The 25,463-nt window shown below is 64.5% G+C and carries 25 protein-coding genes; 13 read left to right on the top strand and 12 right to left on the bottom strand.

Translation table 11 applies throughout. The annotated features are described in order from the left end of the window. Positions 1-385: 385 nt before the first annotated feature. From gstA (ACAM57_RS33505) to ACAM57_RS33485, 5 genes are read left to right on the top strand one after another with little or no spacing between them, the layout of a single operon-like run. Positions 386-1,012, top strand: a complete 627-nt coding sequence (gene gstA / locus ACAM57_RS33505) for a glutathione transferase GstA (protein WP_369662517.1) — start codon at positions 386-388, stop codon at positions 1,010-1,012. A gap of 31 nt (positions 1,013-1,043) precedes the next feature. Beyond that, the gene (gstA, locus tag ACAM57_RS33500) at positions 1,044-1,691 is read left to right on the top strand and encodes a glutathione transferase GstA (protein ID WP_369662898.1); all 648 of its coding nucleotides are present in this window, start codon (positions 1,044-1,046) and stop codon (positions 1,689-1,691) included. A gap of 32 nt (positions 1,692-1,723) precedes the next feature. Beyond that, the gene (locus tag ACAM57_RS33495; RefSeq protein WP_369662897.1) at positions 1,724-2,701 is read left to right on the top strand and encodes a Bug family tripartite tricarboxylate transporter substrate binding protein; all 978 of its coding nucleotides are present in this window, start codon (positions 1,724-1,726) and stop codon (positions 2,699-2,701) included. A 35-nt stretch (positions 2,702-2,736) separates the two neighbouring features. Then, positions 2,737-3,720 carry a Bug family tripartite tricarboxylate transporter substrate binding protein gene (locus ACAM57_RS33490; RefSeq protein ID WP_369662896.1) on the top strand — a complete coding sequence of 328 codons (984 nt, stop codon included), beginning with the start codon at positions 2,737-2,739 and terminating at the stop codon, positions 3,718-3,720. Positions 3,721-3,758: 38 nt separating this feature from the next. Further along, positions 3,759-4,763 carry a Bug family tripartite tricarboxylate transporter substrate binding protein gene (locus ACAM57_RS33485; RefSeq protein ID WP_369662895.1) on the top strand — a complete coding sequence of 335 codons (1,005 nt, stop codon included), beginning with the start codon at positions 3,759-3,761 and terminating at the stop codon, positions 4,761-4,763. A gap of 18 nt (positions 4,764-4,781) precedes the next feature. On the opposite strand, the gene ACAM57_RS33480 is transcribed toward ACAM57_RS33485, so the two are convergent. Continuing rightward, positions 4,782-5,600 (bottom strand): IclR family transcriptional regulator, encoded by an 819-nt coding sequence (locus ACAM57_RS33480; protein ID WP_369662894.1) that lies wholly within the window; start codon positions 5,598-5,600, stop codon positions 4,782-4,784. Positions 5,601-6,036: 436 nt separating this feature from the next. Here ACAM57_RS33480 and ACAM57_RS33475 point away from each other — a divergent pair, with 436 nt between their 5' ends. Beyond that, positions 6,037-7,056, top strand: coding sequence for a YihY/virulence factor BrkB family protein (locus ACAM57_RS33475; RefSeq protein ID WP_369662893.1), 1,020 nt, complete (start codon positions 6,037-6,039; stop codon positions 7,054-7,056). Between the two features lie 240 nt (positions 7,057-7,296). On the opposite strand, the gene ACAM57_RS33470 is transcribed toward ACAM57_RS33475, so the two are convergent. Continuing rightward, positions 7,297-7,497 carry a hypothetical protein gene (locus ACAM57_RS33470; protein ID WP_369662892.1) on the bottom strand — a complete coding sequence of 67 codons (201 nt, stop codon included), beginning with the start codon at positions 7,495-7,497 and terminating at the stop codon, positions 7,297-7,299. A gap of 74 nt (positions 7,498-7,571) precedes the next feature. Continuing rightward, a complete protein-coding gene (locus ACAM57_RS33465; RefSeq protein ID WP_369662907.1) occupies positions 7,572-7,811 on the bottom strand; it encodes a hypothetical protein in 240 nt (79 codons plus the stop codon). A 1,067-nt stretch (positions 7,812-8,878) separates the two neighbouring features. Between ACAM57_RS33465 and ACAM57_RS33460 the strand changes: the two genes are divergently transcribed. Then, the gene (locus tag ACAM57_RS33460) at positions 8,879-9,085 is read left to right on the top strand and encodes a hypothetical protein (protein WP_369662891.1); all 207 of its coding nucleotides are present in this window, start codon (positions 8,879-8,881) and stop codon (positions 9,083-9,085) included. On the opposite strand, the gene ACAM57_RS33455 is transcribed toward ACAM57_RS33460, so the two are convergent. From ACAM57_RS33455 to ACAM57_RS33430, 6 genes are all read right to left on the bottom strand, one after another. Next, positions 9,086-10,261, bottom strand: a complete 1,176-nt coding sequence (locus tag ACAM57_RS33455) for a branched-chain amino acid ABC transporter substrate-binding protein (RefSeq protein WP_369662890.1) — start codon at positions 10,259-10,261, stop codon at positions 9,086-9,088. A 163-nt stretch (positions 10,262-10,424) separates the two neighbouring features. Continuing rightward, entirely contained in the window at positions 10,425-11,858 is a 1,434-nt protein-coding gene (locus tag ACAM57_RS33450; protein WP_369662889.1) for an NAD-dependent succinate-semialdehyde dehydrogenase, read from the bottom strand. Positions 11,859-11,940: 82 nt separating this feature from the next. Next, positions 11,941-12,486 carry a 3-hydroxyanthranilate 3,4-dioxygenase gene (locus ACAM57_RS33445; RefSeq protein ID WP_369662888.1) on the bottom strand — a complete coding sequence of 182 codons (546 nt, stop codon included), beginning with the start codon at positions 12,484-12,486 and terminating at the stop codon, positions 11,941-11,943. A gap of 26 nt (positions 12,487-12,512) precedes the next feature. Further along, positions 12,513-13,316 carry an aspartate dehydrogenase gene (locus ACAM57_RS33440; RefSeq protein ID WP_369662887.1) on the bottom strand — a complete coding sequence of 268 codons (804 nt, stop codon included), beginning with the start codon at positions 13,314-13,316 and terminating at the stop codon, positions 12,513-12,515. A 29-nt stretch (positions 13,317-13,345) separates the two neighbouring features. Continuing rightward, complete coding sequence (locus tag ACAM57_RS33435) at positions 13,346-14,308, bottom strand: dihydrodipicolinate synthase family protein (RefSeq protein ID WP_369662886.1); 963 nt, start codon at positions 14,306-14,308, stop codon at positions 13,346-13,348. A 456-nt stretch (positions 14,309-14,764) separates the two neighbouring features. Then, positions 14,765-15,235 carry an Lrp/AsnC family transcriptional regulator gene (locus ACAM57_RS33430; protein WP_369662885.1) on the bottom strand — a complete coding sequence of 157 codons (471 nt, stop codon included), beginning with the start codon at positions 15,233-15,235 and terminating at the stop codon, positions 14,765-14,767. A gap of 109 nt (positions 15,236-15,344) precedes the next feature. On the opposite strand from ACAM57_RS33430, the gene kynU reads away from it, so the two are divergent. From kynU to ACAM57_RS33400, 6 genes are read left to right on the top strand one after another with little or no spacing between them, the layout of a single operon-like run. After that, positions 15,345-16,598 carry a kynureninase gene (gene kynU / locus ACAM57_RS33425; protein WP_369662884.1) on the top strand — a complete coding sequence of 418 codons (1,254 nt, stop codon included), beginning with the start codon at positions 15,345-15,347 and terminating at the stop codon, positions 16,596-16,598. A gap of 51 nt (positions 16,599-16,649) precedes the next feature. Further along, positions 16,650-18,047: an FAD-binding oxidoreductase gene (locus ACAM57_RS33420; RefSeq protein WP_369662883.1), complete on the top strand. Its 1,398-nt coding sequence runs from the start codon at positions 16,650-16,652 to the stop codon at positions 18,045-18,047. A gap of 49 nt (positions 18,048-18,096) precedes the next feature. Next, positions 18,097-19,086, top strand: a complete 990-nt coding sequence (locus ACAM57_RS33415) for a tripartite tricarboxylate transporter substrate-binding protein (protein ID WP_369662882.1) — start codon at positions 18,097-18,099, stop codon at positions 19,084-19,086. Continuing rightward, positions 19,083-19,970 (top strand): alpha/beta hydrolase, encoded by an 888-nt coding sequence (locus tag ACAM57_RS33410; RefSeq protein ID WP_369662881.1) that lies wholly within the window; start codon positions 19,083-19,085, stop codon positions 19,968-19,970. The genes ACAM57_RS33415 and ACAM57_RS33410 overlap by 4 nt, the downstream gene beginning before the upstream one ends. 17 nt (positions 19,971-19,987) lie before the next feature. Then, entirely contained in the window at positions 19,988-20,926 is a 939-nt protein-coding gene (locus tag ACAM57_RS33405) for a tryptophan 2,3-dioxygenase (RefSeq protein ID WP_369662880.1), read from the top strand. Positions 20,927-20,959: 33 nt separating this feature from the next. Continuing rightward, on the top strand, positions 20,960-21,880 hold the full coding sequence (locus ACAM57_RS33400; protein ID WP_369662906.1) for a LysR family transcriptional regulator: 921 nt from the start codon (positions 20,960-20,962) through the stop codon (positions 21,878-21,880). A gap of 351 nt (positions 21,881-22,231) precedes the next feature. On the opposite strand, the gene ACAM57_RS33395 is transcribed toward ACAM57_RS33400, so the two are convergent. Genes ACAM57_RS33395 through ACAM57_RS33385 form a run of 3 tightly spaced genes read right to left on the bottom strand, consistent with a single transcriptional unit; the run spans position 22,232 to position 25,459 of the window. Continuing rightward, complete coding sequence (locus tag ACAM57_RS33395; protein ID WP_369662879.1) at positions 22,232-23,287, bottom strand: NAD-dependent epimerase/dehydratase family protein; 1,056 nt, start codon at positions 23,285-23,287, stop codon at positions 22,232-22,234. Beyond that, complete coding sequence (gene kbl, locus ACAM57_RS33390) at positions 23,284-24,486, bottom strand: glycine C-acetyltransferase (RefSeq protein WP_369662878.1); 1,203 nt, start codon at positions 24,484-24,486, stop codon at positions 23,284-23,286. The genes ACAM57_RS33395 and kbl overlap by 4 nt, the downstream gene beginning before the upstream one ends. A gap of 19 nt (positions 24,487-24,505) precedes the next feature. Continuing rightward, entirely contained in the window at positions 24,506-25,459 is a 954-nt protein-coding gene (locus ACAM57_RS33385) for a homoserine kinase (protein WP_369662877.1), read from the bottom strand. Between the last annotated feature and the right edge of the window lie 4 nt (positions 25,460-25,463).

Genomic DNA, 25,463 nt, shown 5'->3' with positions numbered 1-25,463 from the left:
GACGCCCGAGCAAGCAATCGGCGTTCCAGAAAGTTTTAGCAACGTTGAGGCGGCTATTTACTGCATAGTGATAAGTTGCGATTCATGACAGTCGCCAAGGAGAGGAAGAGGGCCTTGAGATCGTCGAAGTAGCACCAAAGCCAACATTTGCCAGCGATCCGAGTAGTTCTACCGACGCGCTCGGGCCGAGTCGAATGGCATATTTATCGCATAGAAATAATTTGATTACCATGTTTTCGACCCTATGCAACAGAACGGGGCGCCGTTGCACCAGAACGCTGCGCAAGCGGCGGGCCGGCACCGCAAGAGCGCCCGCATCGGCGTTCGCCTCGGGCCTGCCGACGCGCAGGCCTGCCTCTCCATCCCCAGAAAGCGCCTTCCCGCCATGAAGCTCTATCTCACTCCCAGGACCTGCGCGCTGGCCGTCGACATCGTGGCGCGCGAGATCGGCCTCGCGCTCGAGCTCGTCTGGGTCGACGTGCGGGCCAAGAAGCTCAAGGACGGCGGCGACCTCCACCGCATCAACCCCAAGGGCCAGGTGCCGGCGCTCGAGACGGACGACGGCCAGCTCCTCACCGAGGGCGGCGTGATCATTCAGTACCTGTGCGACCGACACGGGGCGGACCACCTGCTGCCTCGCAGCCTCGACATGGAGCGATACCGCGTGCTGGAGTGGATGAGCTTCATGAGCTCGGAGCTGCACAAGACCTTCACGCCACTGTTTCGTGCCAGCACGCCGCCGGCCTACCGCGACATCGCCATCGAGAACCTGCTGCGCCGCTTCGCCTGGCTCGACCGGGTGCTGGCCACCCGGGGCTTCCTGCATGCGCAGCGCTTCACCGCGGCGGACGCCTGCTGCTTCACCATCGTCATGTGGGCCGAGCTGCACGCCATCGACCTGGCGCAGTGGCCGCACCTGCATGGCTACCTGCAGCGCATCGCGGCGCGCCCCAGCGTGCAGGCGGCGCTGGCCGCCGAGCGCGACGAGCTCGCCACCCAAGCCGCGGCCTGAGCCGCCGGCACCCCCTCGATCCGGAGAACCCATGAAGCTCTATCACGAAGTCCGCGGCTGCTCGCTCGCGGTGGACATCGTCGCGCGCGAACTGCAGCTGCCCCTCGCCCTCGAATGGGTCGACATGAAGACCAAGCGGCTGGCCGACGGCCGCGACTATTTCAGCGTCAACTCCAAGGGCACGGTGCCCACGCTGGAGATGCCGGACGGCCAGCACCTGAGCGAGGGCTGCATCGTCATGCAGTACCTGGCCGACCAGTGCCCCGGCAACACGCTCCTGCCCGCGTCGGGACTGCCGCGCTACCGCGTGCTGGAGTGGATGAGCTTCATCGCGGCCGATCTGCACAAGGGCGGCTTCATGCCGCTGTTCAAGGCTGTCACGCCGCCCGAGTACAAGGCCATCGCGCGCGGCATCGTCGAGGCCAAGCTGCAGTGGATCGACGAGCAGCTGGCAGGCCGCGCCCACCTCACCGGCGACACCTTCACGATCGCCGACGCGCACTGCTACACGATCGCCATGTGGACGCGCGCGCATGCCATCGACACGTGGCGCTGGCCCCACCTGGAGGCCTACCTGGCGCGCTGCGGCGCCCGGCCCAGCGTGCGCGCGGCCGAGGCCGCCGCGGCCGCGCAGGGCGAACGCGAGCGTGCGGCAGCGGCAGCCGCAGTCGCGCACTGAGCCCGTCTTCGCCACCCTCGCAAGGAACGACCATGCCCATGCTCCGACGCCTCCTGCTGCCCTGCCTGGCGGCCCTCGCCGGCCTGCTGCCGGCACTGGCCTGCGCCCAGGCCTCTCCCTCGGCCCCCATCCACCTGGTGGTCGCCTTTCCGCCCGGCGGCGGCACCGACGGCGCGGCGCGGCTGATCGCCGAGAAGCTGGCGCCGGAACTCGGGCAGTCGGTCGTGGTGGACAACCGCGCGGGTGCCGGCGGCACCATCGGCGCGCAGTCGGTGGCACGCGCCAGGCCCGACGGCCAGACGCTCCTCTTCGGCACGGGCGCCGAACTGCTGATCAACCCGGTCACGCGCAAGACCGCACCCTACGATCTCCTGAAAGACTTCGTCCCCATCACCGAGGTGGGCACCGTGAGCTTCGTGCTGGCCGTGCCCGCGGGCTCGCCGGTGCGGGACGTGCGCGAACTCATCGCCACCGCCAAAGCGCAGCCTGGCAAGCTCAACTATTCGTCCTTCGGCATGGGCGCGACCAACCACCTGATCGGCGAGCTTTTCCTGAAAGCCACCGGCACGCGGGCCGCGCATGTGCCCTTCCAGGGCAGCCAGCAGGCCATGACCTCGCTGCTGGCCGGCGACGTGGACTTCACCTTCGACACCACCGCCGTGGTGCTGCCGCAGGTCAAGGCCGGCAAGCTGCGCGCCCTGGCCACGCCGTCTCCCAGCCGACTGCCGGGCCTGCCCGATGTGCCCACGCTGCAGGAACTGGGCTACGGCGGGCTGGTGGCCGAAGGCTGGATGGGCGTGTTTGCGCCCGCGGGCACGCCGCCGGCCGCGGTGTCGACCCTGGCCGCCGCGCTGGACAAGGTGATCCGCACGCCCGACATGGCATCGCGCCTCGCTGCGCGCGGTGTGGCGGTGACGGCGGCCGACGGCCCGCAGTTCCGCACCAGGCTGCAGGCCGAACTGGACAAGTGGCGTCGCGTGGCCCGCGAGGCCAACGTGTCGCTGGACTGAGGCCGCCATTGCGCATCTTCCCAAGGAGCCCTGCCATGCCGATCCTTTTCTCCATCCGTCGCCGCGCCGCCCTCTCCCTCCTGGCCGCTGCATGCCTGCTCGGCGGCACTGTCGCCCGTGCCGACGCCTGGCCCTCGCGCCCGATCACGCTCATCGTCTCCTTCGAGCCGGGCGGCTCCACCGACATCTCGGCGCGTGCCGTCGCGCAGGCACTGTCGGTGGAGCTCAAGCAGCCCGTGGTGGTCGAGAACCGCGCGGGCGCGGGCGGGCGCATCGGCACCAAGGCGGCGGCCATGGCCAGGCCGGACGGCTACACCCTGCTGTGGGGCAGCGGCAGCAGCCTGACCGCGGCACCGGCGATCTACCCCAACCAGGAGCACGTCGCCACGCTGGTGCCGGTGAGCCTGGGCGCCACGCAGGCCTTTGTCTTCGCCACGAATCCGGGCCTGGGCGTGCGCACGGTGCAGGAATTCGTGGCGCTCGCAAAGCGCGAGCCGGGCAAGCTCAACTTCGCCTCGGCCGGCGCGGGCTCCAGCAACCACCTGCTGGGCGAGATCTTTCTGGCCGCCACCGGCGCGCCCGTGGTGCACGTGCCCTACAAGGGCGCCATCATGGCCAAGGACGCGGTGATCCGCGGCGAGGCGCAGTTGATGGACGAAGTCACCTCGCCCCTGATCGGCGCCCTGCGCGCCGGCCAGCTGGTGCCGCTGTTCATGACCGGCGAGCGGCGCGACCCGGCCTTTCCCGACATTCCCACCGCCGCAGAGGCCGGCCTGCCCGAGATGACGATCCAGGGCTTCTTCGGCCTGCTGGCGCCCGCCGGCACGCCGCCGGAGATTGTGGCGCGGCTCAACGCGGCCATGCGGGCCGCACTCACTTCCGAGCCTGTGACCAAAACATTCGGCAACCTGGGCTTCACGACCGTCTACAGCACGCCCGGGCAGATGGCGGCCCGCATCGCCGAGGGCCGCACAACCTATGACCGCATCGTCAAAGCGCGGCAGATCCGCGTCGACTGACGCACAGCCCTCTTCTTCTCCAGTTTTCCCGCCACACCATGACTTCAGCTTCGTTCCATCGCGAACTTCTCGTCCATCGCCGCAAGGTTCTCGGCACACTCGCCGCGCTGGTCGCCTGCGGCAGCGGCCCGGCATGCGCCGCCACCTGGCCGGAACGGCCGATCAACCTCGTGGTGCCTTTCGCAGCCGGCGGCGGCACCGACACGGTGGCCCGCCTCATCGGCCAGAAGCTGCAGGGCGCACTGGGCGGCACGGTCGTGATCGACAACAAGCCTGGCGCCAATGGCCTGATCGCCGCACGCACTGTGCTGCAGCCGCCGGCCGACGGGCACATGCTGATGTTCGGCAGCAACTCCACGCATGTGATCGCCGCGCTCGCCTCGAAGCAGCAGGTGGCGCCCGGCAAGAGCATGCAGGAGGCCTTCACCATCGTCAGCGTGATGGCCAATGCGCCGCTGGTGCTGGCCGTGCGCGCCGACAGCCCGGCCAGGGACTTGCGCGCCTTCCTGCAGCAGGCCAAGGCCGGCAAGCTCAGCTACGGCAGCTTCGGGGCGGGCTCCTCGGCCCACGTGATGGGCGAGGTGCTGGCCGGATCGGCCGGCGTCGAGCTGCTGCACGTGCCCTACAAGGGCTCGTCGCCCGCCATCACCGACCTGATGGGCGGCCAGGTGGATGCGGTGTTCCTCACCGTCGCCGCCGTCGAGGCCATGGTGGCGGCCGGCTCGGTGTGCCCGCTGGCGGTGACCGGCCTGCGCCGCGTGAGTTCGCTGCCCGCGGTGCCCACTTTCGAGGAGCTGGGCGTGCGCGACATGGGCAACGCCGGCTGGTTCGCGGTGTTCGCTCCCACGGGTACGCCGGCCCCGGTCGTGGCCAGGCTGGCGGCGGCGCTGCAGTCCATCGCGGGCGATGCGCAGGTGCAGTCGCGCATGGTGGCGCTGGGCCTAGAGCCGGTGGTGAGCACGCCTGCACAGGCGTTAGAGACCTGGCGCCGCTCGCTGGCCGCGGCCGCGCCCATCGTCAAGAAGGCCAACATCGTCTTCTGAACGAGCTGGCTGGCGCGTCTACAGGTGCCCGTCGGCCGACAGGCGCACGCTGATCATGTGCGCGGTGCGCTTGACCAGCTCGGCGATCGCCTCCGCATCGAAAAGCGCCAGCCGCGCATCGCTGCCCAGCGCGGTGACGCTGGCGACCACGAGCCGGCCGCGCCCGAAGATCGGCGCAGAGACGCCGGTCTTGCCCTCGTTGAGTTCGCCCGAGGTCCGGCAGTAGCCCTCGCGGCGGATGCGCTGGGCTTCTTCGTAGAACGCATCCCACGGAGGGGTGTCGGCCGCCTCGCCGGCCATTTCCTGGTGCAGCTTGCGCAGCCGCGCGGCCGGCAGGAAGGCCACCAGGGCCTTCGCGCTCGCGCCGCGCGACACCGGCACCGGCCGCCCGCGGCCATAGCGCAGGTGCGGCAGCGGGTCGTTGAACTCGGTGTGCACCGTGATGATGGAGTGGCCATAGAGCTTGGACAGGAACACATCCAGGCCCGTCTGCTCGGCCAGTTCGCGCATGGGCGGTGCGGCCGCGCGGATCACCGGGTCGGACTCGCGGATACAACGGTCCAACTCGATGATGCGCGGACCCAGCGTGATGCTGCGGTCCAGCCGCACCAGCAGGCCCACCTTCGACAGCTCCTGGATGTAGCGGTAGGCCGTGCTCTTGGGCACCTTGAGGCGGGTGGCGATCTCTTCGACCGTGAGCGAGGGGCTGGCCGTGGAGAAGAGCCCCAGCGTGCCAAGCAGGCGCGAGAGACTCGACTCAGGCGCGCCGCGCGATCCCCCATCGAGCTCGTCGGCCGCCGCCGGCGCGCCTGCATCGGCACGCGCCCCGCGTTCCATATTTTCCATCCGGCGCGCCCCGCGCCCGCCCTCTTGCTTCATCGAACTGATCTTAGTGGATGCGATTCGTGGGAAACAAGTAAGGTTGCGCGAGCAGGTCGGGAACGCATACCACACCGATGTCCGCCAGTGCTGCGCCGATCAACACGCTCGCCTCGTTCGCGTCCATCCGTCCGCCAATGGGAACGTTGTACGGCCGGCCGTCCACTGCCCGACGCCCACTGCCGCCGCTTTCCTACTGAACGGCCGCCTGAACTGCGCATCATGCCGCCATGGACCGATTTCAGCGCCACGCGCCATACACAGCGAAGGGCACCGGATGACACGAGCGCGTCTCTCAGCACCCGATGCTTCAGGCAGCCACCCTCGCAAAGTCCGCCTCCTGCCTCTGTGCAAGGAGGCGATCAGTGCATGGATCGACGATCTGGCGCCCAGCATGGGAGCGGCGATCGCGTACTACACGATGTTTTCGATGGCGCCGCTGCTGGTCATCGTCATCGCGGTGGCAGGCGCGCTGTTCGGCACGGAGGCCGTGCAGGGCCAGATCGCCGCACAGCTCTCGGGCCTGGTGGGCGAGGAAGGCGCACTCGCGGTGCAAGGCCTGATCCGAAGTGCCAGCGAGCCCTCCCGAGGGCTGATCGCCGGGGCAATCAGCATCGCCGTGCTCGTGGTGGGCGCAACGACGGTTTTTGCGGAGCTCCAAAGTGCGCTCGATCGCATCTGGCACGTGCCGGAGCGCGCGAAGCCTCACGGCTTATGGGGCGTCCTGCGCGCGCGCGTGCTGTCGTTCGGACTGATCCTGGGTCTGGCCTTCCTGCTGATGGTTTCCCTCGTGGTGAGTGCCGCCCTGGCCGCGCTCGGCACCTGGAGCGCGACCCTGGTGCCGGGATGGGAGGTGATGCTGCAGGGCCTCAACCTGCTCGTGTCGCTCGGCATCCTGACGGTCCTTTTCGCGATGATCTTCAAGTTCATGCCAAGCGCCCCCATCGCGTGGCGGGATGTCTGGACCGGCGCGGCCGTCACGGCGGTGCTGTTCGAGATCGGCAAGGTGCTGATCGGTCTGTATCTCGGCAAGAGCGGTGTCAACGAATCATTTGCAGCGGCAGGCTCCCTCGTCGTCCTGCTGGCCTGGGTCTATTACGCGGCGCAGATCTTTTTGCTCGGCGCCGAGTTCACCAAGGTCTACGCCCATGCGCACGGTTCTGTGGCGGCGGCCAAGGCGCAAGCCGCCACCCAGGAAACAGCGCACAAGGCCGAAGCAGGAACGGACGACGTAGAAGGAGCACCCAGGGGCCTGCGCAAGCCTTCTGAGGCGCACGCGGCTCTGGAGCGCAAGGACCTGATCGTGGCGCTCGCTGGGCGGCTTGTCGTGGCGGCGGGTTTCGCGATGCTTCACTCGCTGCTCAACGGCAAGCGCCGCGCTCGACCCGACCGGCATCGGCGAGGCCGGAGCTGAACTCGGCGCTGCTTGCTTTCGAGGACTGGACCTGAAGGGAGATATCGCTCAGGCTGGGTCGCTGGGACGGGCGAATCTGCTCGGATGAGCATCGGGCCGGCAATGCGCTCCGCAAGGGGCCAGGGGCCACGCATGAGCAAGACCGTCGGGCCGGCACCACCCCGCACGGCGGCGAACATGGTTCCTCCGTGGAATAGGTCCTTGCCGGCAATGCACGTGGCCGGCCCGGCAACCATGCAGCTACTTCAAAGTGGACGGACCCGCGGTGTCCTGCGGCAGCGTCGCGGCGCCTCGGGCAGGGACATCGCCGGGTGCTTTTTTCGGCGCGTGCATGCCATAGGCGAAGAGCAAGCTGACAGCGCTGACCACGGCTGCCGCGAGCAGCGCGGCCAGGAGGCGGCGGCCGATGCGCACCTTCGTGTCCCGATGTCTGCGGTGCATGTGGGTTCCTAGTGCGTCATTCACAGTGCTCGCCCGGCAGTTCAACAAGCCGCAGCATGAGAGATGTGGAACGCCTACCCCGAAGGCTCTGTCTTGAGCAGCCCCCGCATGTTGAGGGCCGCCAGGCAGACCTGCAGCGCGATCAGTGCATAAGCAGAGCGGTGCCAGCCCCACGCCGTCCACAGCACATTGCTGAGCAAGAACACCCAGAACCCCCAGTTTCTGCGCCGCCTCGTATCGGATGCAACCAGCCAGGCCGCAGCGAGTGACGCCAGAAAAGCCGGCCACTGAATCAGATCCAGCATGTTGTCCATGACGATTGTTCTCATCGCAATTTTTGGACCGAACGCAACGACGCCGATCATCGGGGCCCTCACCCTCGGGAAGGACTTCGCGACAAGGTAGGCAGACTGCACGCCGCAGCTCGTCGGCTGGTCCCTCTCACGGTTGTAGGAGGAACCGCGAGGCGCGGGCCGGCCCGGCGGCCCTGCTGGCGGTGGTCGCTGAAGGCGCTCGCGCGGGTTCGCAAACGACCGCCCCTGTTTCTGCAGCCCCGCCCGGGCATCGCCCATGAGAGGCAGCACCGGGACGAGACAAACCCGTGGCCAGGACTTTAAAGCTGACCTTGACCACCGTCGGCGAAGACGGCTTCCCGAGCGTCTCGGACTACGACGTCAAGTGCCGTTGAATCCGCACCACCTTGGCGGGACCTCATCGAACCCAAGGAACGCGCTGACTGCGACGCTATTTTTGCGCGCCTGTAGTGCCAGCCTGCGCGCCGTGGTGGCCTGCCGCAACGAAGGAAGCTACGCGGAGCGCACTGCGGCTTCCTGAAAGCTTGCTCAAGGCAATGGCGCGCTGGATGCGCGATCGATCGGCGGCAGCGTGCCCCCGAGGCGGACGACAAGGGCCCGCTCGCGTGTTGCCCGTCTGGCCGGCAACCCGCAGGGCTGAACGAGGAGACAACCTCGATCATGCGGGTGGATGGTGCAAGGCGACACCGGCCCCGTAGCCGGACGCTCGACCCGCGCCCCGCACCATGCCCTGGTTCGTATCGACCTTGATCATGTACGGCTGGCCCAGGCCCTGAGCGCCATCCGCCAGACCGGGGCCACGCGAAACCAGTGACGACCGGCGATATCACCGGGCGACGGGCCGCATCAAAGCAGTGACCGCCGATCCGATCGGCCGGTCAGGCGTTCACCGATGCATCTTGCGCGGGTCGCAGTGCGAACCCTGCGCCGCGACGGCGAGTCATTGCGCGAAGAAGATCACGCCGTGATGGAAATGGAAGTCAAAAGCGCTTCATGGGCGGCCTATTTCTACAGCCAGCCGCCCTGGAGGTCCAATGCCCCCCTCCTCACCTCCACCGGACCTCCGCATGGCCGACATCCATTTCCCGAAATCCGTGGCCGTTGCGAGGACGGTAAAGCGCTGGCTCGGCGCCGCCATCGCATGCGCCGATGTCCTGGTGCTGATCGTGGAAGGAATGCAGCTTGCCCGGTCGGGCTTCGCCACTGGTGCGGCGCTCACCAGCGTGTGCATCGGCGTTGGCCACTGCACTCGGCACCGTGCCCGACCCATCTAATCATCGAACCACGGCTATCTGCGAGCGGATTCCGCCCTTGTACGTGAACAAGGTCAGCGCGCCGTTCCTGATGTCCCCCTTTTCGTCGAAGGCGATGGTTCCGGTCAACCCCTCGTATTTCACCTTGCTCAGTTCAGGCAGGTAAACGGAAGGCTCCGCCGAGCCGGCCTTGACCATCGCATCGGCCAACACGCCTATCGCGTCATAGACATACGGTGCGTAGATCTGCACGTCTACACCGTTCTTTTCCTTGAATCTGGTTCTGAACTCCTCCAGTGCTTGCTTGGCGCCGTCATCGACGCCCCCTGCCACGGCGCACACAACCGCCCCCTCGCCCGTGGCATCCCCGGCGAGCTTCGGAAGTTCGGTGCTGCACATTCCGTCGCCGCCCATGAATTTCGCGTCAATTCCGAGCTGCCTGGCCTGCTTGAGCATCGGGCCACCGACGGCGTCCATGCCGCCGAAGAACAGCACGTCGGGCTTGGCAGCCTTCAGCTTGGTCAAGATGGCGTTGAAGTCGGTCGACTTGTCGGTGGTGAACTCGTGGCCCACGATGGTCGCGCCAGCGGCTTTGGCCGACTTCTCGAACTCCTCGGCGACGCCCTGGCCGTAGGCGGTGCGGTCGTCGATCACGGCGATGTTCTTGCCCTTGAGCGTTTCGACGGCGTACTTGCCCAGGGTGCTGCCGAGTTGCATGTCGTCAGCCACGACGCGGAAAGCGGTCTTGAAGCCCTGGCGGGTGTACTTCGGGTTGGTGGCCGAAGGCGAGATCTGCGGAATACCGGCGTCGCTGTACAGCCTGGAGGCGGGAATGGTAGTGCCCGAATTCATGTGGCCGACCACGCCTTTGACGTTTTCGTCGATCAGCTTCTGGGCCACCGCGGTGCCCTGCTTCGGATCGCCAGCGTCGTCTTCGGGAACCAGCTCGAACCTGGCGACCTTGTCGCCGATCTTGAGCTTCTTTGCATTCAGGTCTTCGATCGCCATCCTGGCACCGAGCTCGTTGTCCTTGCCGAGGTGGGCGATGGGACCGCTGGTCGGGCCGGCGTGTCCGATCCTGACGATCAGCACGCCTGCGTCCGGAGCCGTTGCTGCGGATGCCGCGGCTTCTTCTTTCTTGCCGCAAGCAGCCAGGGTGAGTGCGGCCAACGCGGGCGCAATCCATTTAATTTGCATAAAAGCTCCAGAGCATGGTGGGGAAAAAAGTCGAAAACTGTTGTGCGATTCGGCGTTCAGGCCGCACAAGCTTCTCGCCGCTAACCAGCGGCACCCTCGTGTTTGCCTGGCGTCGTTGACGAAGGAGCCGATTGAAAGACGCTGCTCAAGCGCAGCAGCCGTATCAGAGCGCCATCTTGTGAGACACGGTCTTCACAACGGTGTAGTGCAGAAGACCTTCCGCGCCGCCTTCACGGCCGAATCCGCTGGCCTTGACCCCGCCAAAAGGCGTTTCGGCAACTGATGCTTCCAAGGTATTGAAGGAGAGATTTCCCGTCTCGATTCCGTCGATCATCCGGTCCACGTTGGCCGCGGAATGCGTGAGCCCGTAAGCGGCAAGGCCGAACGGCAGCGAGTTCGCCTTTGCAATGGCCTCATCGAGGGTGGAGACCCTGTTGATGATGGCGATCGGCCCGAAGGGCTCCTCCTGCATGACCTTCGCGTCGTCAGGAACGTCCGCCAGGACCGTTGGCGCGAAGAAGTACCCCTTGTCTCCGATCCGGTGCCCCCCGGTAAGGGTTCTCGCGCCTCTGGCAGCCGCATCTTCCGAAAACGCCGTCAGTGCTTCGATTCGCCGGCCGCTGGCTACGGGCCCCATCTCGGTTCTCTCCTCGATGCTGTTGCCAACCACGATTGCCGCCGCGTGCTCGACGAAAGCATCGGCGAAACGATCGAAGACTCTCTCGTGGACGAAGAAGCGCGTTGGCGAAGTGCACACCTGCCCCGCGTTGCGCATCTTCCTCGTGGCCGACAGCACGCCGGCCTTGTGGGGGTCCACGTCGTCGCAAACGATCACCGGTGCATGGCCGCCCAGTTCCATGAGCACCGGCTTGCCGTGCTGTGCGGCGAGCCCAGTGAGGTGCCGGCCGACGGCCGTCGAACCCGTGAAGGCAACCATCCGCACCTGGTCATGCGGGATCAGATAACTCGAAATCTCGGCCGGAATGCCGAACACCAGGTTCAGGACACCGGGCGGAAGCCCAGCATCATGGAAGGCGCGTGCAATGTGCACAGCACCGCCCGGGGTTTCTTCGGCCGCCTTCAGGATGATCGAGCAACCCGAAGCCAGGGCGCCTGCCACCTTTCGAGCAGGTTGGCTCATCGGAAAATTCCATGGCGAAAAGGCTGCGACCGTCCCGATGGGCTGATGCACCGTCATGTACCGGATCCCCGGCTCGCTTGGAATGACGCGGCCATACATGCGCTGCGCCTCGCCGGCATCCCATTCAAAGAATTCGCAGCCACGGATCACTTCCATGCGCGCCTGCCTGATCGGCTTGCCTAGCTCCGAGCTGATGGTGTAGGCGATCTCCTCATTGCGCTCACGCAGGAGCGCACTGGCGCGCATCATGATTTCAGCGCGTTTGCGCGGTGCGGTACGGCTCCACGTCTTCAAGCCTTTTGCCGCGGCTTCGAGCGCATCGTCGAGGTCCGATTGCCGCGCAACGGGCAACGTACCGATGGTGGATTCGTTCGAGGGGTTGATGACCGGCATCGTATCGGACGCGCAGCGCCATTGTCCGTCTATGTACAGTTTCAGATCGGGATAAGTAGGCATGGTGTGCTCGGCAGATGGAAGGCCCGCAGCTGCCGAATGAATGAGTGTTGAATGGATGAACGATGAAGCCGAAGCGCGGCGCTCAAGCGCCGCGCGCCGTGTGCCACGCTTGCCAATCCCGTCCCGGATGCACCGCGCCGCACGAAGGGCAGCGCCTTTGCTCCGGCGCCGCGCCGTAAAAGCTTTCATAGACGCGCGGCAGGTCGTTGACGATGCTCTGAAGCTGGATTTCGGTGCGGTTCACCAGGTGACCGCATTCCGCGCAGTACCACTCGAAGGCATCGATGGTGCCCGGCGGCCTGGTGCGCTCGATCACCGTGCACAGGCTGTTGGGCTCGGGACGCTGAGGCGAGTGGCGAACATGGGCGGGCAGGAGGAAGATGTCGCCCTCGTGCAGGTCGATGCGTTCGAACTTGCCGCGGTCTGCCACCAGCAGGTGTGCATTGCCTTTGAACTGGTGAAAGTATTCCTCGAAAGGATCGTCGTGGAAGTCCGTGCGCTGATTGGGGCCACCGACCACGGTCACGATCAGGTCCGTGTCTTTCCAGATCTGCTGGTTTCCGACCGGAGGCTTGAGAAGGTGCTGGTTCTCGGCAATCCACTTGGGGAAATTAATGGGTTTCAACATGGAGTCTCCATAGGAACAAAGGGCGCTCAGATCGCCATGGCGGCACTACGGTTCAGGATGGTCCTGAGCACGCTGTGCGCCGTCATGACGGAGGTGCGTGCGTTGCCGGCGTCGGGTTGACCGGCGATTCGAGTGACCATGCTCCCGCCCGCCGACGCCGCCTCGATCTCATGCACGTTGACGGACGCACCCGGGTCTGCGATCAATTCGACTTGCGTTGCGTCCAGGCCCAGACCGGCTAGCGCCACGGTGGCTGCAACATTTGCGTTTCGGGGGTAGAGGGCGGCGGCTTCGCGCGCGCTGCCTTGAAAAAAAGCCGTCGGGCTGGCAAGCGAAGCGAGGTCCACGCTTCTTTCCGCCACACTGCCAGCCCACGCCTGCGACGGCTTGGACGCGCGATAAACCACGCGCGTGAGCCCTGCCGTGCGCGCCGCGCCGAGCCAGTCGATGCCACCGATTGCGCCCGGCGGCACGAGGATCTGGCGGCCCGCAGCGGCGGCCGCATCGCGCAACCGTTGTTCTCGCGAGGCATCCGCGAGGGCGCCGCTCGAGACCAGCACCAGATCGATGCCTGCATGCAGGACGGGGGCTGCGTATGTGTCCACCGCCTGATGGCCCGCGCATTCGACGACCATGTCGAGACCGAAGTCCAGCATGGTTTCCAGGTCCTTCGTCACCGCGAGCGATGAACTTTGGGCATGCGGTTGAACGGATGCGGGCGTGGAGACGAGGATGGCGGTCACTTCCACTGAAGCTTTCGCATGCGACAGCAGAAGCTGATGCAGCGCGCGACCGATGGCGCCATAGCCGATCAAACCAATGCGCTGCATTCAATGCCCCTTTTCTTCCATGGTCCGGCTCAGGCCTGCTTGAGACCGCTGCGGGCGAACGCTTCGCGTGCTGCAGCCTTCTGCCCTTCGGTCAAGTTCAGCAGAGGCCGGCGCACCGGGCCTCCGACCTGGCCCAGCAACTCCAGCCAATACTTCGTGTACGCCTGGGGTGTGCCGCTCGGGCGTGCCGAACGAAAAGCGGTGCGTGCGGGTTCCAGGCTGTCGCGTATCGCACGAGCCTCGGCCAGCTTGCCGTCGAATGCGAGTTGTGTGTAGGCATTGATGCGCTGGTCGACTGCGGTCTGCAGCAGGAAGGGCGGGGTGGAGCACAGGTACAGCTGCCAGCCGAGTTCGACGATGTTTTCGAGCCACTCCTCTTCCGAGGCCGTGCTGACGAGGATCCTGTCGCCGGCCAGCCGTGTCAGTTCACGGTACAGCGCGCGATCGACGCTGTACTTGATGGCAACGATGTTGGGCAGCTCGGCGATGCGCGCGCACAGCTCGGGGCTCATCACATAGCCGCAATCCGGGTGATTCCACAAGGCGATGCCGATGTCCAGCTGCTCGCTGAGGTAGCGGTAGTACTCGTAGACCGTTTCTTCGACGTCCTGGTGGAAGTGCAGGACGGGGCTGTGCACGACGATGTAGTCAGCGCCGATGTCCTGGGAATGGCGAGCCAGGGCAAGCACAACGTCCAGATTGACATCCGAGCAGGAAGTCACGATGCCGCAATGGCCCGCAGCTTCCTCGACGGCGATCTCGAAGCTTCGTTTGCGCTCTGCCAGCGACATGGAGAAGAACTCTCCCTGCTTGCCAGTGACGAACAGTCCACCCAGCCGCAGCGTGTGCACCCAATGGCGCAGATTGCGGCGGAATCCCCCTTCATCGAACGACAGGTTTTCGCGGAACGGCGTGACGGTCGCGGCCCAGACGCCACGGAAATGTTCGCGGGCATAGGCCTTGGCATCTTGCTTGCGGTACTTGCGGTTCATGGAGCTGCTTTCTTGAAAAGGGTTGGTGCCTATCGCACCGGATGTGTTGCGTCGGCACAGAGCGCATCGGGACGAAGTCGACCGGCGGCATGGGAATTTGCCCCGCCAGGCGGCGGAGCCGGGGCCACGCGCTGCTTCCTTTTTCCTGCTCCGGACCCTTGGTTGCGATGGGTCGGATTTGGCCGTCTTGCAGGCGCCAGAACAAGCGAAATACTTTGAAGGATTGCTCAGCGTTTCTGCAAAGTCGCCAAGGTTTGTCTCGCCTCACGCGTCGCATTCACCGTGATGTCGGGCGAGACGGGTGGATGCTGTCTCGATGCGTGCCCGATGCATGGCGCATGACGCGGGCGAGACCAGCCGCCGGCGTCGCCATGCCCGCCGGTCGTCGCGCGCTGCCGCGAGGGCAGGCCCCTCAGTAACGAGCCGCTCCCATCCCGGCCCGCATCGGCAATTTCCTTATTCGGGAATCGGAACGCCGATCGCCGCTTTCACTTCCTGCATGGCGAAGCTGCTGCGCAGCATCTTCACGCCCGGCAGTCGCCTCAGCTTGTGCTGCATCAGCGTCGAGTAGCGCTCCAGATCCTGTGCGACGACAAGCAGGATGAAGTCCTCCGGACCGGACACGCCGTAGCACGCAATCACCTCCGGGATGTCTTTCACGCTTTGCTCGAACAGCATCGAGTGCGCTTCGTCCTGGCTGTCGATGCTGATCGTCACGAACACAAGCACTCCCCACCCAAGCGCTCGCCGGTCCAGCCTTGCCTGATAGCCCGCGATGACCCCTGCTTCTTCCAGCCGCCGGACGCGCCGCCAGCTCGGTGATTGCGAAAGATGAGTGAGCTCCGCCAGCTCCGTGCTGGTCAGGCGGCCGTTCAACTGAAGCTCCCGCAGCACCAGGCGGTCGATTCGATCCAGCTCTATTTGCATGATTTATCCAATCGTGAAGAGATATTTGGGTTGATTAGTCGCGAGAGGCGGCATTAAGGCGCCACAAAGCCTAACAAATGCGCATCGTGCTGCATACACTTTCTTTCTCATGAACACCCCTGAACCTACGAAATCGATCCCTTTGACACGAGAGTTCTGCCTCGGGTTGGACAGCGAAGACCCGTTGTCCGCGCACCGTGCACGCTTTCAGTTGCCGCAAGGCGTGATCTACCTGGACGGCAATTCGCTGGGAGCCCTTCCCAAGACCGTTCCGCAGAGGCTCCGTGAGGCCGTGGAGGTGGAGTGGGGGGATGGATTGATCCGCTCGTGGAACGACGCTGACTGGTATCCCGCCCCGCAACGCGTGGGCTCCCGGATCGCGCGTCTGATCGGCGCCGGAGCCCGCGAAGTCATCGCTGCCGACTCGACATCCGTGAACCTGTTCAAGGTCTTGTGTGCGGCTCTACGGATGAGGCCGGGGCGCAAGGTCATCCTGGGAGAGAAGGACAACTTTCCTACCGACGCATACATCGCCAGCGGCGTGAGCAGCCTGATGGGCGCGCAGTTTCGTGCGGTCGAGGCTTCGGATGTCCTCGACGCCATCGACGAGACAGTCGCCATTGTTTCGCTCACCCACGTGAACTACCGCACGGGGCGTCTCTATGACATGGCGGCGATCACCGCGCGCGCCCACGAGGTCGGCGCGCTGGTGGTATGGGACCTGTGCCATACGGCCGGAGCGATGCCTTGCGACCTGAATGGCTGCGGTGCCGACTTCGCGGTCGGCTGCGGCTACAAGTACCTCAATGGTGGCCCGGGCGCTCCGGCGTTCGTCTTTGTCGCCGAACGCCATCAGGAGGCTTTGGATCAGCCGCTGTCGGGTTGGCACGGCCACGCGAAGCCTTTCGAATTTGTCCAGCAGTATCAGCCGGCGACGGGCATCGACCGGATGCTCGTCGGCACGGCGCCTCAACTGGGGCTGATCGCGCTGGAGGAAGCCCTGCATGCCTTCGACGACGTCGACATGGCCGCACTGCGCCGCAAGAGCGAACGGATGACCGAGCTCTTCATCGAGCTTGTAGACCAGGAGCTGGACGGTTTCACCGTGGCGACGCCGCGCGAAGCGGCGCTGCGCGGCAGCCAAGTGTCGCTGGCGCACGAACACGGCTACGCGATCATGCAGGTCCTCATCGAGCGAGGCGTCATCGGCGACTTCCGTGCACCGAACATCCTGCGCTTCGGATTTGCGGTGCTCTATCTGCGTTTTGCCGACGTGTGGGACGCCGTGGCGCAGATCAAGGATGTGATGGCTACAGGCGCGTGGAAGAGCGACCGGTACATGGTGCGCAAGGCGGTCACCTGAACTTGCGCCATCCGTCTCTCGTGTGTTCTTTCCATGTCCTGCGTTGCAGCGATGAACAATGACTTTCCAGCTCGGCTGGTCGATCTCCTGGGAGCGTCGGCCGTCAGAGTCGGCGACGCCGTTCCGCCGCATCACGCGACGGATTGGAGCGGCATGGCACCGGTGAAGCCCCTTGCACTCGTCATGCCATCCAGCACCGAAGAGGTCGCCGGCGTCCTGCGGCTGTGCCATCGTTTCCGCACACCCGTGGTGCCGCAGGGAGGGCTCACCGGCCTGGCCGGCGGTGCGAGGCCCGTCGGCAACGGCATTGCGCTTTCGCTGGTGCGGATGAACGCCATAGGCCCCATCGACAAGCAGGAGTCCTGCGTGGAGGTTCAAGCGGGCGCGACGCTTCAGGCCGTACAGGAGGCAGCGCAGGCCGAGGGGCTCTCGTTCGGGATCGATCTGGGTGCGCGCGGCTCCTGCCAGATCGGCGGCAACCTGTCGACCAACGGCGGTGGCATGGGCGTCATCCAGTCCGGAATGATGCGCGAACAGATGCTGGGCCTGGAGGTCGTGATGGCCGATGGCCGCATCCTGAACATGCTGCGGCCCATGTTGAAGAACAACACCGGCTACGACCTCAAGCAACTCTTCGTGGGCGCCGAGGGAACTCTCGGCGTGATCACGCGCGCCTTGCTCAAGCTCCGTCCCGAGGTGCATTCCAGGACGACCGCTTTTCTCGCGCTCCCTGACTACAACAGCGCGATCGTGTCATTGAGACGGCTGCAGACCAGCTTTCCGGGCGCCGTCGCGGCGTTCGAGCTGATGTGGGAAGACTTCCATCGGCTCTCCATCGCCTGGAACGCCATGGCGCCTCCCTTTCCCGAGCGCTACCCTCTGTTCGCCTTGATCGACATCGATGGCCATGAGGACGCTTCGACGACCGCGCAACTGGAAAGCGTCCTGGCTTCGCTGATGGAAGCAGGTGCGGTTGCGGATGCCGTCATTGCCCAGACCAGCGCGCAATCGCGCGCGCTCTGGCGCGGCCGCGAGATTCCGGCCGAGTTCCATTCGCGGATGCATCCGATCAGCTTCGACATCAGCCTGCCGGTGTCGAAGCTCGGCGATTTTGCGGAGAACTGCGTGGCAGCAATGTCCCAACGGTGGCCTGGCCATCGAACGGTGCGCTTCGGCCATCTGGGCGATGGCAACTTGCATCTGACGACGGATGCGAGATCGATCGACGCCCCTCCCGAAGAAGCCGAACGCATGGTGGAGCACTTCGTTTTCGATCTCGTGGCGCAGATGGGAGGCAGCGTGTCCGCGGAGCATGGGATCGGGCTGTTGAAAAAGCCATACCTCCGCTTCAGCCGCACCGAGAGCGAGATCGCCGCGATGCGTTCGGTAAAGGCGGCATTCGATCCACTGAATCTGCTCAATCCCGGAAAGATCTTCGATCTGTCCTGAGCCCCTTGCCTTTGTCCCTGTTCGACCTAAACCCACCGAGAAAAATCAGATGAAATTTGCGGCCCGGCTTGTCCAGCAACTGAGCGTATCGGCATTGATTGCATTCGCGCTTTCGCCGACTTCGACATTTGCGCAGAACGATTCCCCCATCCGGATACTGGTGGGTTTCTCTCCGGGCGGGAGTACCGACATGATTGCCCGTCACCTGGCCCTTGGCCTTCAGCGGGAGCTGGGGCGGCCCGTGGTCGTCGACAACAAGCCGGGCGCGGGCGGACAGATCGCGGCCCAGGCGCTCAAGCAAGCGAAACCCGACGGCCTCACGATCTTCCTGTCCAACAGCCACGCCATTTCGATGATTCCGCTGACAGTACGGCAGCCCGGCTACGACCCCGCCAAGGATTTTTCTCCTGTGGCGCTCGTTGCGCTCATCCCAGACGTGCTTGTCGTAAGTACCAGGGGCGTGCCGGGTTCGACGCCGAGCCTCAAGGATTTCGCTGCCTGGGCCAAGGCCAATCCCGGCAAGGGCAACGTCGGCGTTCCGGCCCCCGCCAGCGCGCCGGACTTCGCGGTATCGATGATTTCCGCCGAGATCTCGGCGCAGCTCGTATCGGTGCCTTACCGCGGCGAAGCGCCGTTGATCCAGGACTTGATCGCAGGCCAGATTCCGGCGGGCATTGGCTCCATCGCCGCGACGCTGCCGGCCGCAAAGGAAGGCAAGATCCGGATCGTCGCGATCAACGGGATGGCGCGCTCGCCGAGCTTGCCCGACGTGCCGACCTACGGCGAACTCGGCATCGCTGGATACGAGACAGTCGGATTCACCGCGCTGTACGCACCTGCGGGAACATCCGACGCACTGGTGAAAGCCTATGCTGCCGCAGCTTCGAAGGTCGTGGGCTCGAAGGATTTCTCCGAGAAGATGACCGCCCTCGGTGCCACCGCGGTGCAGGGTGCGTCCGAAGACGTAAAGAAGCTGATGCACGCCGCCGACACCAGCTTTGCATCGATGGTCAAACGCACGGGGTTCCAACCACAATGAGTACGGACATCGAATACCCCATGACCTTGGCTGACCGGGAGCGGGAATACTCCCCCAGCTCTTGCATCGGAGGCAACTACCAACCGTTCCTGGACGAATACCAGGCCCGTAGCGAAGAGGCCCTGCAACGGCATGCGGTGGTACTGAATCTCTCCTATGGCGAGAAGGCATCGAATCGGCTTGACTTCTTTCCTGCGCCTGCAGCAGCGATCTTGCCGCCGTTGCTGGTGTTCATTCACGGGGGCTACTGGCAGGAGCTGACGAAGGCGTCCTCGCTTTTCCCCGCGAATGGTTGCGTGCCCGAAGGCATCGCTTTCGCTGCCATCGACTACACGCTGGCCCCGGAAGCCAGCGTGCTGGACATCGTCAGGGAGTGCAGGGCCGCCCTGCGCTGGCTGCATGCGCAAGGCGCCGCACTCGGCTTCGACCCACAGCGCATCGTGATCGCTGGCAGCTCGGCGGGTGCCCATCTCGCGGCCATGTGCTGCCTTCGAGGTTGGTCGAGCGACCCAGACCTCCCGCCTGGATTGCCGCAGGCGGCGGTGCTGGTCTCGGGCATCTACGTGCTCGAACCGCTCATCGGCACATCGATCGACGCGGCCTTGTCGCTGACTCCCGATGAAGCAGCACTCGTCAGTCCTGGATTGCTGCCGTTGGACGGATTTCCGCCCGCGTTGGTGTGCTGGGGCGAATTCGAGACAAACGAGTTCAAGCGTCAAAGTACGGAGTTCGCGTCGCGCATTGACAGAGCACGATCGGGTCCTGGCACTGGCGTCAGCGCCTTCGAAGTGCCGTCGCGCAATCACTTCGACGTCATCCTGGATCTAGCCCAACGCGACACGCCGCTCGGCGACGCTGCCCTGGCGTTGCTCGCCCGCCCCTGAATCATTGGAGAAAAACGATGCCCGCTTATCGCCCTCAATTCCCACACATCGTCGACATCAGCGGCGTCAATGCCTCCGCTGAAGCGCGGCCGATGCCCATGACGACGGACACCAGCCGGGCCGAAACCGCCCAGTCGACCGGGGGCGCACCCCTCGTCGACTTCGCTGGCAAGAGCAACCCCTACGTCGACTACCAGAGTATCGATCTGCTGCTGTCCCTGCAGCATCCCCGCAGCCCCGGCTATGACGAGACATGTTTCTTCATCATGGGACAGGTCAAGGAGTTGTTGTTCAAGGCCTTGCATTTCGAGCTGTACAACGCGCAGCTGCAACTGACGAAGGATTGCGTGGACAACGCCTGCGAGATCCTGGTGCGGGCCAAGGCATATGCGCAGTACATCACCAGTTCGTGGGACGTGCTTTCGACCATCTCACCCGCGGGATTCAATGAGTTTCGCGACTACCTTGGCACGGCGTCGGGCCAGCTTTCGTTCATGTACCGACACGTCGAGTTCGTGCTGGGCAACAAGAGCGCGAGGCTTGCAAGCGCCTTCAAGAACATGCCCCATGTCTGGCCCGGCATTCACGCCGCCTTGCACTCGCGCAGCCTCTACGACGAAGCCATCGCGCTTCTTTCCAGGCGTGGTCACGCGATCAACCAGGCGGCGCTCGAGAGGGATTGGTCGCAACCCTACAGCGTGAATGCTTCCGTCGAACAAGCCTGGAGCAAGGTTTACGAAGACCCCGCCCCCGGCAACGACCTTTATCGGCTCGCAGAAGCACTGGTTGCGTTGAGCGACCAGATCAGCCAGTACCGCTGGAGGCATTTCGTTTCGGTCCAGCGGCTGATTGGATTCAAGGCGGGAACGGGCGGCTCTGCTGGCGTGGGCTGGCTCCAGCACGTCACGGAGCATCGCCATTTTCCCGAGCTGTGGTCGATTCGCACGGATTTCTGACGGATAGCGGGTGCGAACAAGGTGAGCGTGCGCATGCCGTCTTTTCCGCAGTCGGCAGTGACCATCCGGCAATTGCGCGCATTTGTCGCGGTTGCCCACGAGGGCAGCATTACGCGCGCGGCGCAACGCCTGTATCTCACGCCTTCGGCCCTGTCCATGTTGATCAGTGCGCTGGAAGGCGAACTCGCTGTTCGTCTGTTTGACCGGACGACACGCAAGATCGCACTCACGGAGGCAGGCCAGGAGTTGTTGCCATCGATTGAACGCGTATTCGAGAGTCTCGAGAGCGCGTTCGAGGGCCTTCGTGGTTTCGTCGACCGGCGCGCGCATCGTTTCGCCGTCGCGACCTCCCCTCTGCTTGCATCCACGCTGGTTCCATACCTCCTGGCGAGTTTCAAGAAGCGTTTCCCGCAGGTCAGGGTGGAGATACTCGATCTACCGGTGGACAGCGTTGCAGCCGCAGTGCGTAGCGGGCAGGCAGCCTTCGGCATATGCACTTCAGATCTGAACGCGCAGGATCTTTCGACCACGGCTCTTTGCCAGGATCGCTTGATGCTCGCTTGCCCGGTAGGTCACGCGCTCGCCTCACTGCGTGAAGTGCGATGGTCCGATCTGTGCGATGAACCTCTTGTGCTGCTACGCCAAGGCAGCGGACTGCGCGTACTCGTCGAGCAGGGTTTCGCCGAAATCGGAGAAACGTTCAAGCCCGTCTATGAAGTAGCGCAGGTAACCACCGCCATCGGACTTGTGCAGGCCGGCCTCGGCATATCGATACTTCCGTCCTTCGTACTGTCGTGCGCGTTGCCAGCCAATGTCGTGTGGATCCCCTTGGTGGATCCGGTGATAAAGCGGGCCGTTGTAGCGATTTGCAGGGCCGGGCAAAGCCTGCCCGAATCCAGCGAAGCATTCTTGGCGTACTCCTGCCATGAATCAAAAAAGATATTCAGCTCGTGACGGGGAAAAGTACTGGCTTGGTTCTGGCAACCCGGAAGGCCATCGAGCTGGAGAAGAGATGTTCGATCTGGTGTGACTTTGCTGATGAGAACGGCCAGCCGGTGCGCTGTACTACCGGCTCGCCGCGCAGCGGCAGATGGTGCCCGAGGGCTCAGCTACTGCTGAGGCCATCGACTACAGCTTCAAGCGCCGACGTGCGCCACGCGCTACATCGATGACGGCGGTCCGCCAACGGACGACATAACTGGGCGGAAACTAGACCAAGCCGATTGCCATCGACAGATCCATCTAGTTGCTCGCAGGATCGCGTCGGCGGCCCAGCGCGCCGCGGACATCATGACCTTGATCAAGTCAGCGAAGTTCAACGGACCCGATCTCTACGTCTACATCCCGAGATGTGCGAGCCAGCTTGCCCCCACCCCGCCAGCCTTTTAGCTCCGCCTTGCTCAAGGTCCCCCGCCCAAAGGTTCGAGAGAGATTCTTCAACATCTCGTTCACCAATTGCGAGAGGTCATATCGGTGCCGCCACCCCCAATCGGACCGCGCGCACCGGTCATCGATGGAGTTGGGCCAACTGCTGGCAATGGCTTGGCGAAAATCTGGCTCGTACACGATCTCGAAGTCAGGCAGGTGCTTGCGAATCTCCGCCGCGATTTCCCTGGGCGTGAAGCTCAAGCCTGCAAGGTTGTAGCTGCCGCGTTCCGTAATATCGGTTGTGGGAGCTTCCATCAGTTCCAGAGTCGCGCGCACCGCGTCGTCCATGTACAGCATGGGCAGGTACTCATCAGGCTCCAGGAAGCAGGTGTAGCGCTCGCTCTTCAAGGCGGCATGGAAGATGTCGATCGCGTAATCCGTCGTACCCCCTCCGGGGCTCGTCTTCCAGGAGATGAGTCCCGGGTAGCGCAAGCTTCGCACATCGACCCCATGCTTCTCGAAGTACCAACGGCACCAGCCTTCGCCGGCAAGCTTCGATATGCCATAGACCGTGCCGGGCTCCATCACCGTTGTCTGCGGCGTGCCGTCTTCCGGAGTCGTTGGGCCGAATGCCGCAATCGAGCTCGGCCAGAACACCTTGTCCAGCTTGTAGTGGCGGGCCGCTTCCAGGACGTTCAACAGGCCATCCATATTCAGCTTCCATGCCCACGCCGGCCGCGTCTCTCCGCTCGCCGACAGAGCTGCCGCCAGATGGTAAATCTGGGTAACGCGATGCTTTTCGATCAGCCCGGCAAGGCGCCGGGTGTCGGTTACGTCAAGCGTTTCGTACCGCAGGCTTTGATGTCGGCCACTCTCGAGCCGATCGCTCACGATCACGTTCTCCGCGCCATGGCGCTCGGCGAGCGCGACGGCAAGCTCCGTCCCCAACTGGCCATTGGCACCGACGACGAGAATGCGAGGCGCATCGCTCATGCGATCACCCCCGTGTCCCTACCTGCTTGCTCGAACGCGCACAGGGCTTCATCCAGTTGGCCCCGCGTGTGCTGCGCACTGATCTGCACGCGGATGCGGGCTTGGTCCTTCGGGACGACGGGGTAGAAGAAGCCCGTCACGTAGACGCCCAACTCCAGCAGCCGCCGTGCAAAACGCTGCGACAGCTCTGCGTCGTAAAGCATCACGGGCACGATGGGGTGCTCGCCCGGCTTCACCTCGAAGTCCCGCGCGACGAGACCTGCACGGAAATAGCGCGTGTTGTCTTCCAGCTGGTCACGCAGGGTCGTGTTCGCCTCCAGCACATCGAGCACCTTGAGCGTGGCGCCGACGATGGCCGGAGCCAGGCTGTTGGAAAACAGATAGGGACGCGAGCGTTGCCGAAGCAACTGCACCACTTCCCGCTTCGCGCTCGCGAATCCTCCTGACGCGCCGCCCAGTGCCTTGCCAAGCGTGCCCGTAATGATGTCGACCTTGCCAAAGACGCCGCGGTACTCGTGGCTACCGCGCCCCCTCTTGCCTAGGAAACCGGTGGCGTGCGAATCGTCCACCCCTAGCAATGCACCGAATTCGTCGCAGATCGCGCGCATCTCGTTCAGGCGAGCAATGGTCCCGTCCATCGAGAAGACCCCGTCGGTGAACACGAGCTTGTGCCGCGCCCCGGCCTCGTCCGCTGCCTCCAGCTGCACGCGCAGGTCCTTCATGTCGTCGTGCCGGTAGCGGTAGCGCTTGGCCTTGCACAGGCGGATGCCGTCGATGATCGAGGCATGGTTCAGTTCGTCGCTGATGACCGCATCCTCCGGACCCAGCAGCGGCTCGAACAATCCACCGTTCGCGTCGAAGGCTGATCCGTACAGGATGGTGTCCTCCATGCCCAGAAAAGTGGAGAGGCGCGCCTCCAGCGCCTGGTGCAGATCCTGGGTTCCACAGATGAACCGGGCACCGCTCATGCCAAAGCCGCGTGCGTCGAGTGCCGCGTGGGCGGCCTGCAGGACGTCGGCGTGTGACGACAGACCGAGGTAGTTGTTGGCGCAGAGATTGATCAACGCCGGCGCACCGGCAGTGGAAATTCGACTGCCTTGCGGTGACGTGATGGCGAGTTCGACCTTCAGCAGGCCGGCCGTCTGGATCTGTTCAAGTTCCTGCCGCAACGCGGCGTAGTAGTCTTTGGTGGTTCCCATGAGATCGTCCTTGTTGGGTCTAGAGAATCGCTTCGGCGTCGCTCGTGCAGTGACGCAGAACATGTTCGAATTGCCGCGGGTCGTGCGCCTTCAAGACTGCGGCTGGCCGCGGCAGATGCAGATCGCGCAGGCGTGACAACCAGAACCGAAGCGCGGCGGCGCGCCGCATCGCGAGCAGAAGGCCACGCTCCGGCGGCTGTAGCGGCCGCACTGCTTCGTAGGCCGACAGCAAAGCGGCTTCATGCGCTGCATTGCCTTGCCCGCTATCCAGGTCAACGCACCAGTCGTTGAGGCATACGCCGATGTCGTACAGCCACGTGTCGCAGCCGGCGAAATAGAAGTCGAGAACGCCCGTGAGCCGCTCCCCCTCGAACAAGACGTTGTCGCGAAACAAGTCACCGTGGATGGGGCCACGGGGCAGAGCCGCGTAGTCATCCGATGCCGCGATGCGCTTCTGGCAATCCATTTCACGCGTAAGTAGCGCTCGCTGACCATCGTCGAGGTACGGCATGACCAGGGGGGCGGTTTCGCTCCACCAAAGCAAGCCTCGCAGATTGGGCTGGTAACGTTCGTAGCCCCTGCCAGCCAAGTGCATTCGGGCGAGCACCGCTCCGACGGCACTGCAGTGCGCGACGGAAGGTTTCAGTTCACTCCTGCCATGCAATCTGGTCACGATCGCGGCGGGCTTGCCCTTCAGGCGATGCAGGATGCGTCCTTCGCGGTCCGGCAACGGGTCGGGCACAGGAATTCCCTGTCCCGCCAGGTGTTGCATGAGGTGCAGGTAGAAGGGCAGCTCCTCGTCTGCCAGTCGCTCGAACAGCGTCAACACATGAGGGCCCGCATCCGTCGCCACGAAGTAGTTCGTGTTCTCGATGCCCCCGGAACAAGCGAGAAGGGCCCGCAATTCACCCTGCTCGAACTTGCGCAGGAACATTGCGACCTCGTCGAATGAAACTTCGGTAAAGACAGCCATGGGA

The organism is Variovorax sp. V15, assembly GCF_041154425.1.
Classification (GTDB): domain Bacteria; phylum Pseudomonadota; class Gammaproteobacteria; order Burkholderiales; family Burkholderiaceae_C; genus Variovorax; species Variovorax guangxiensis.
This window is presented reverse-complemented; position numbering and strand designations above follow the sequence as displayed.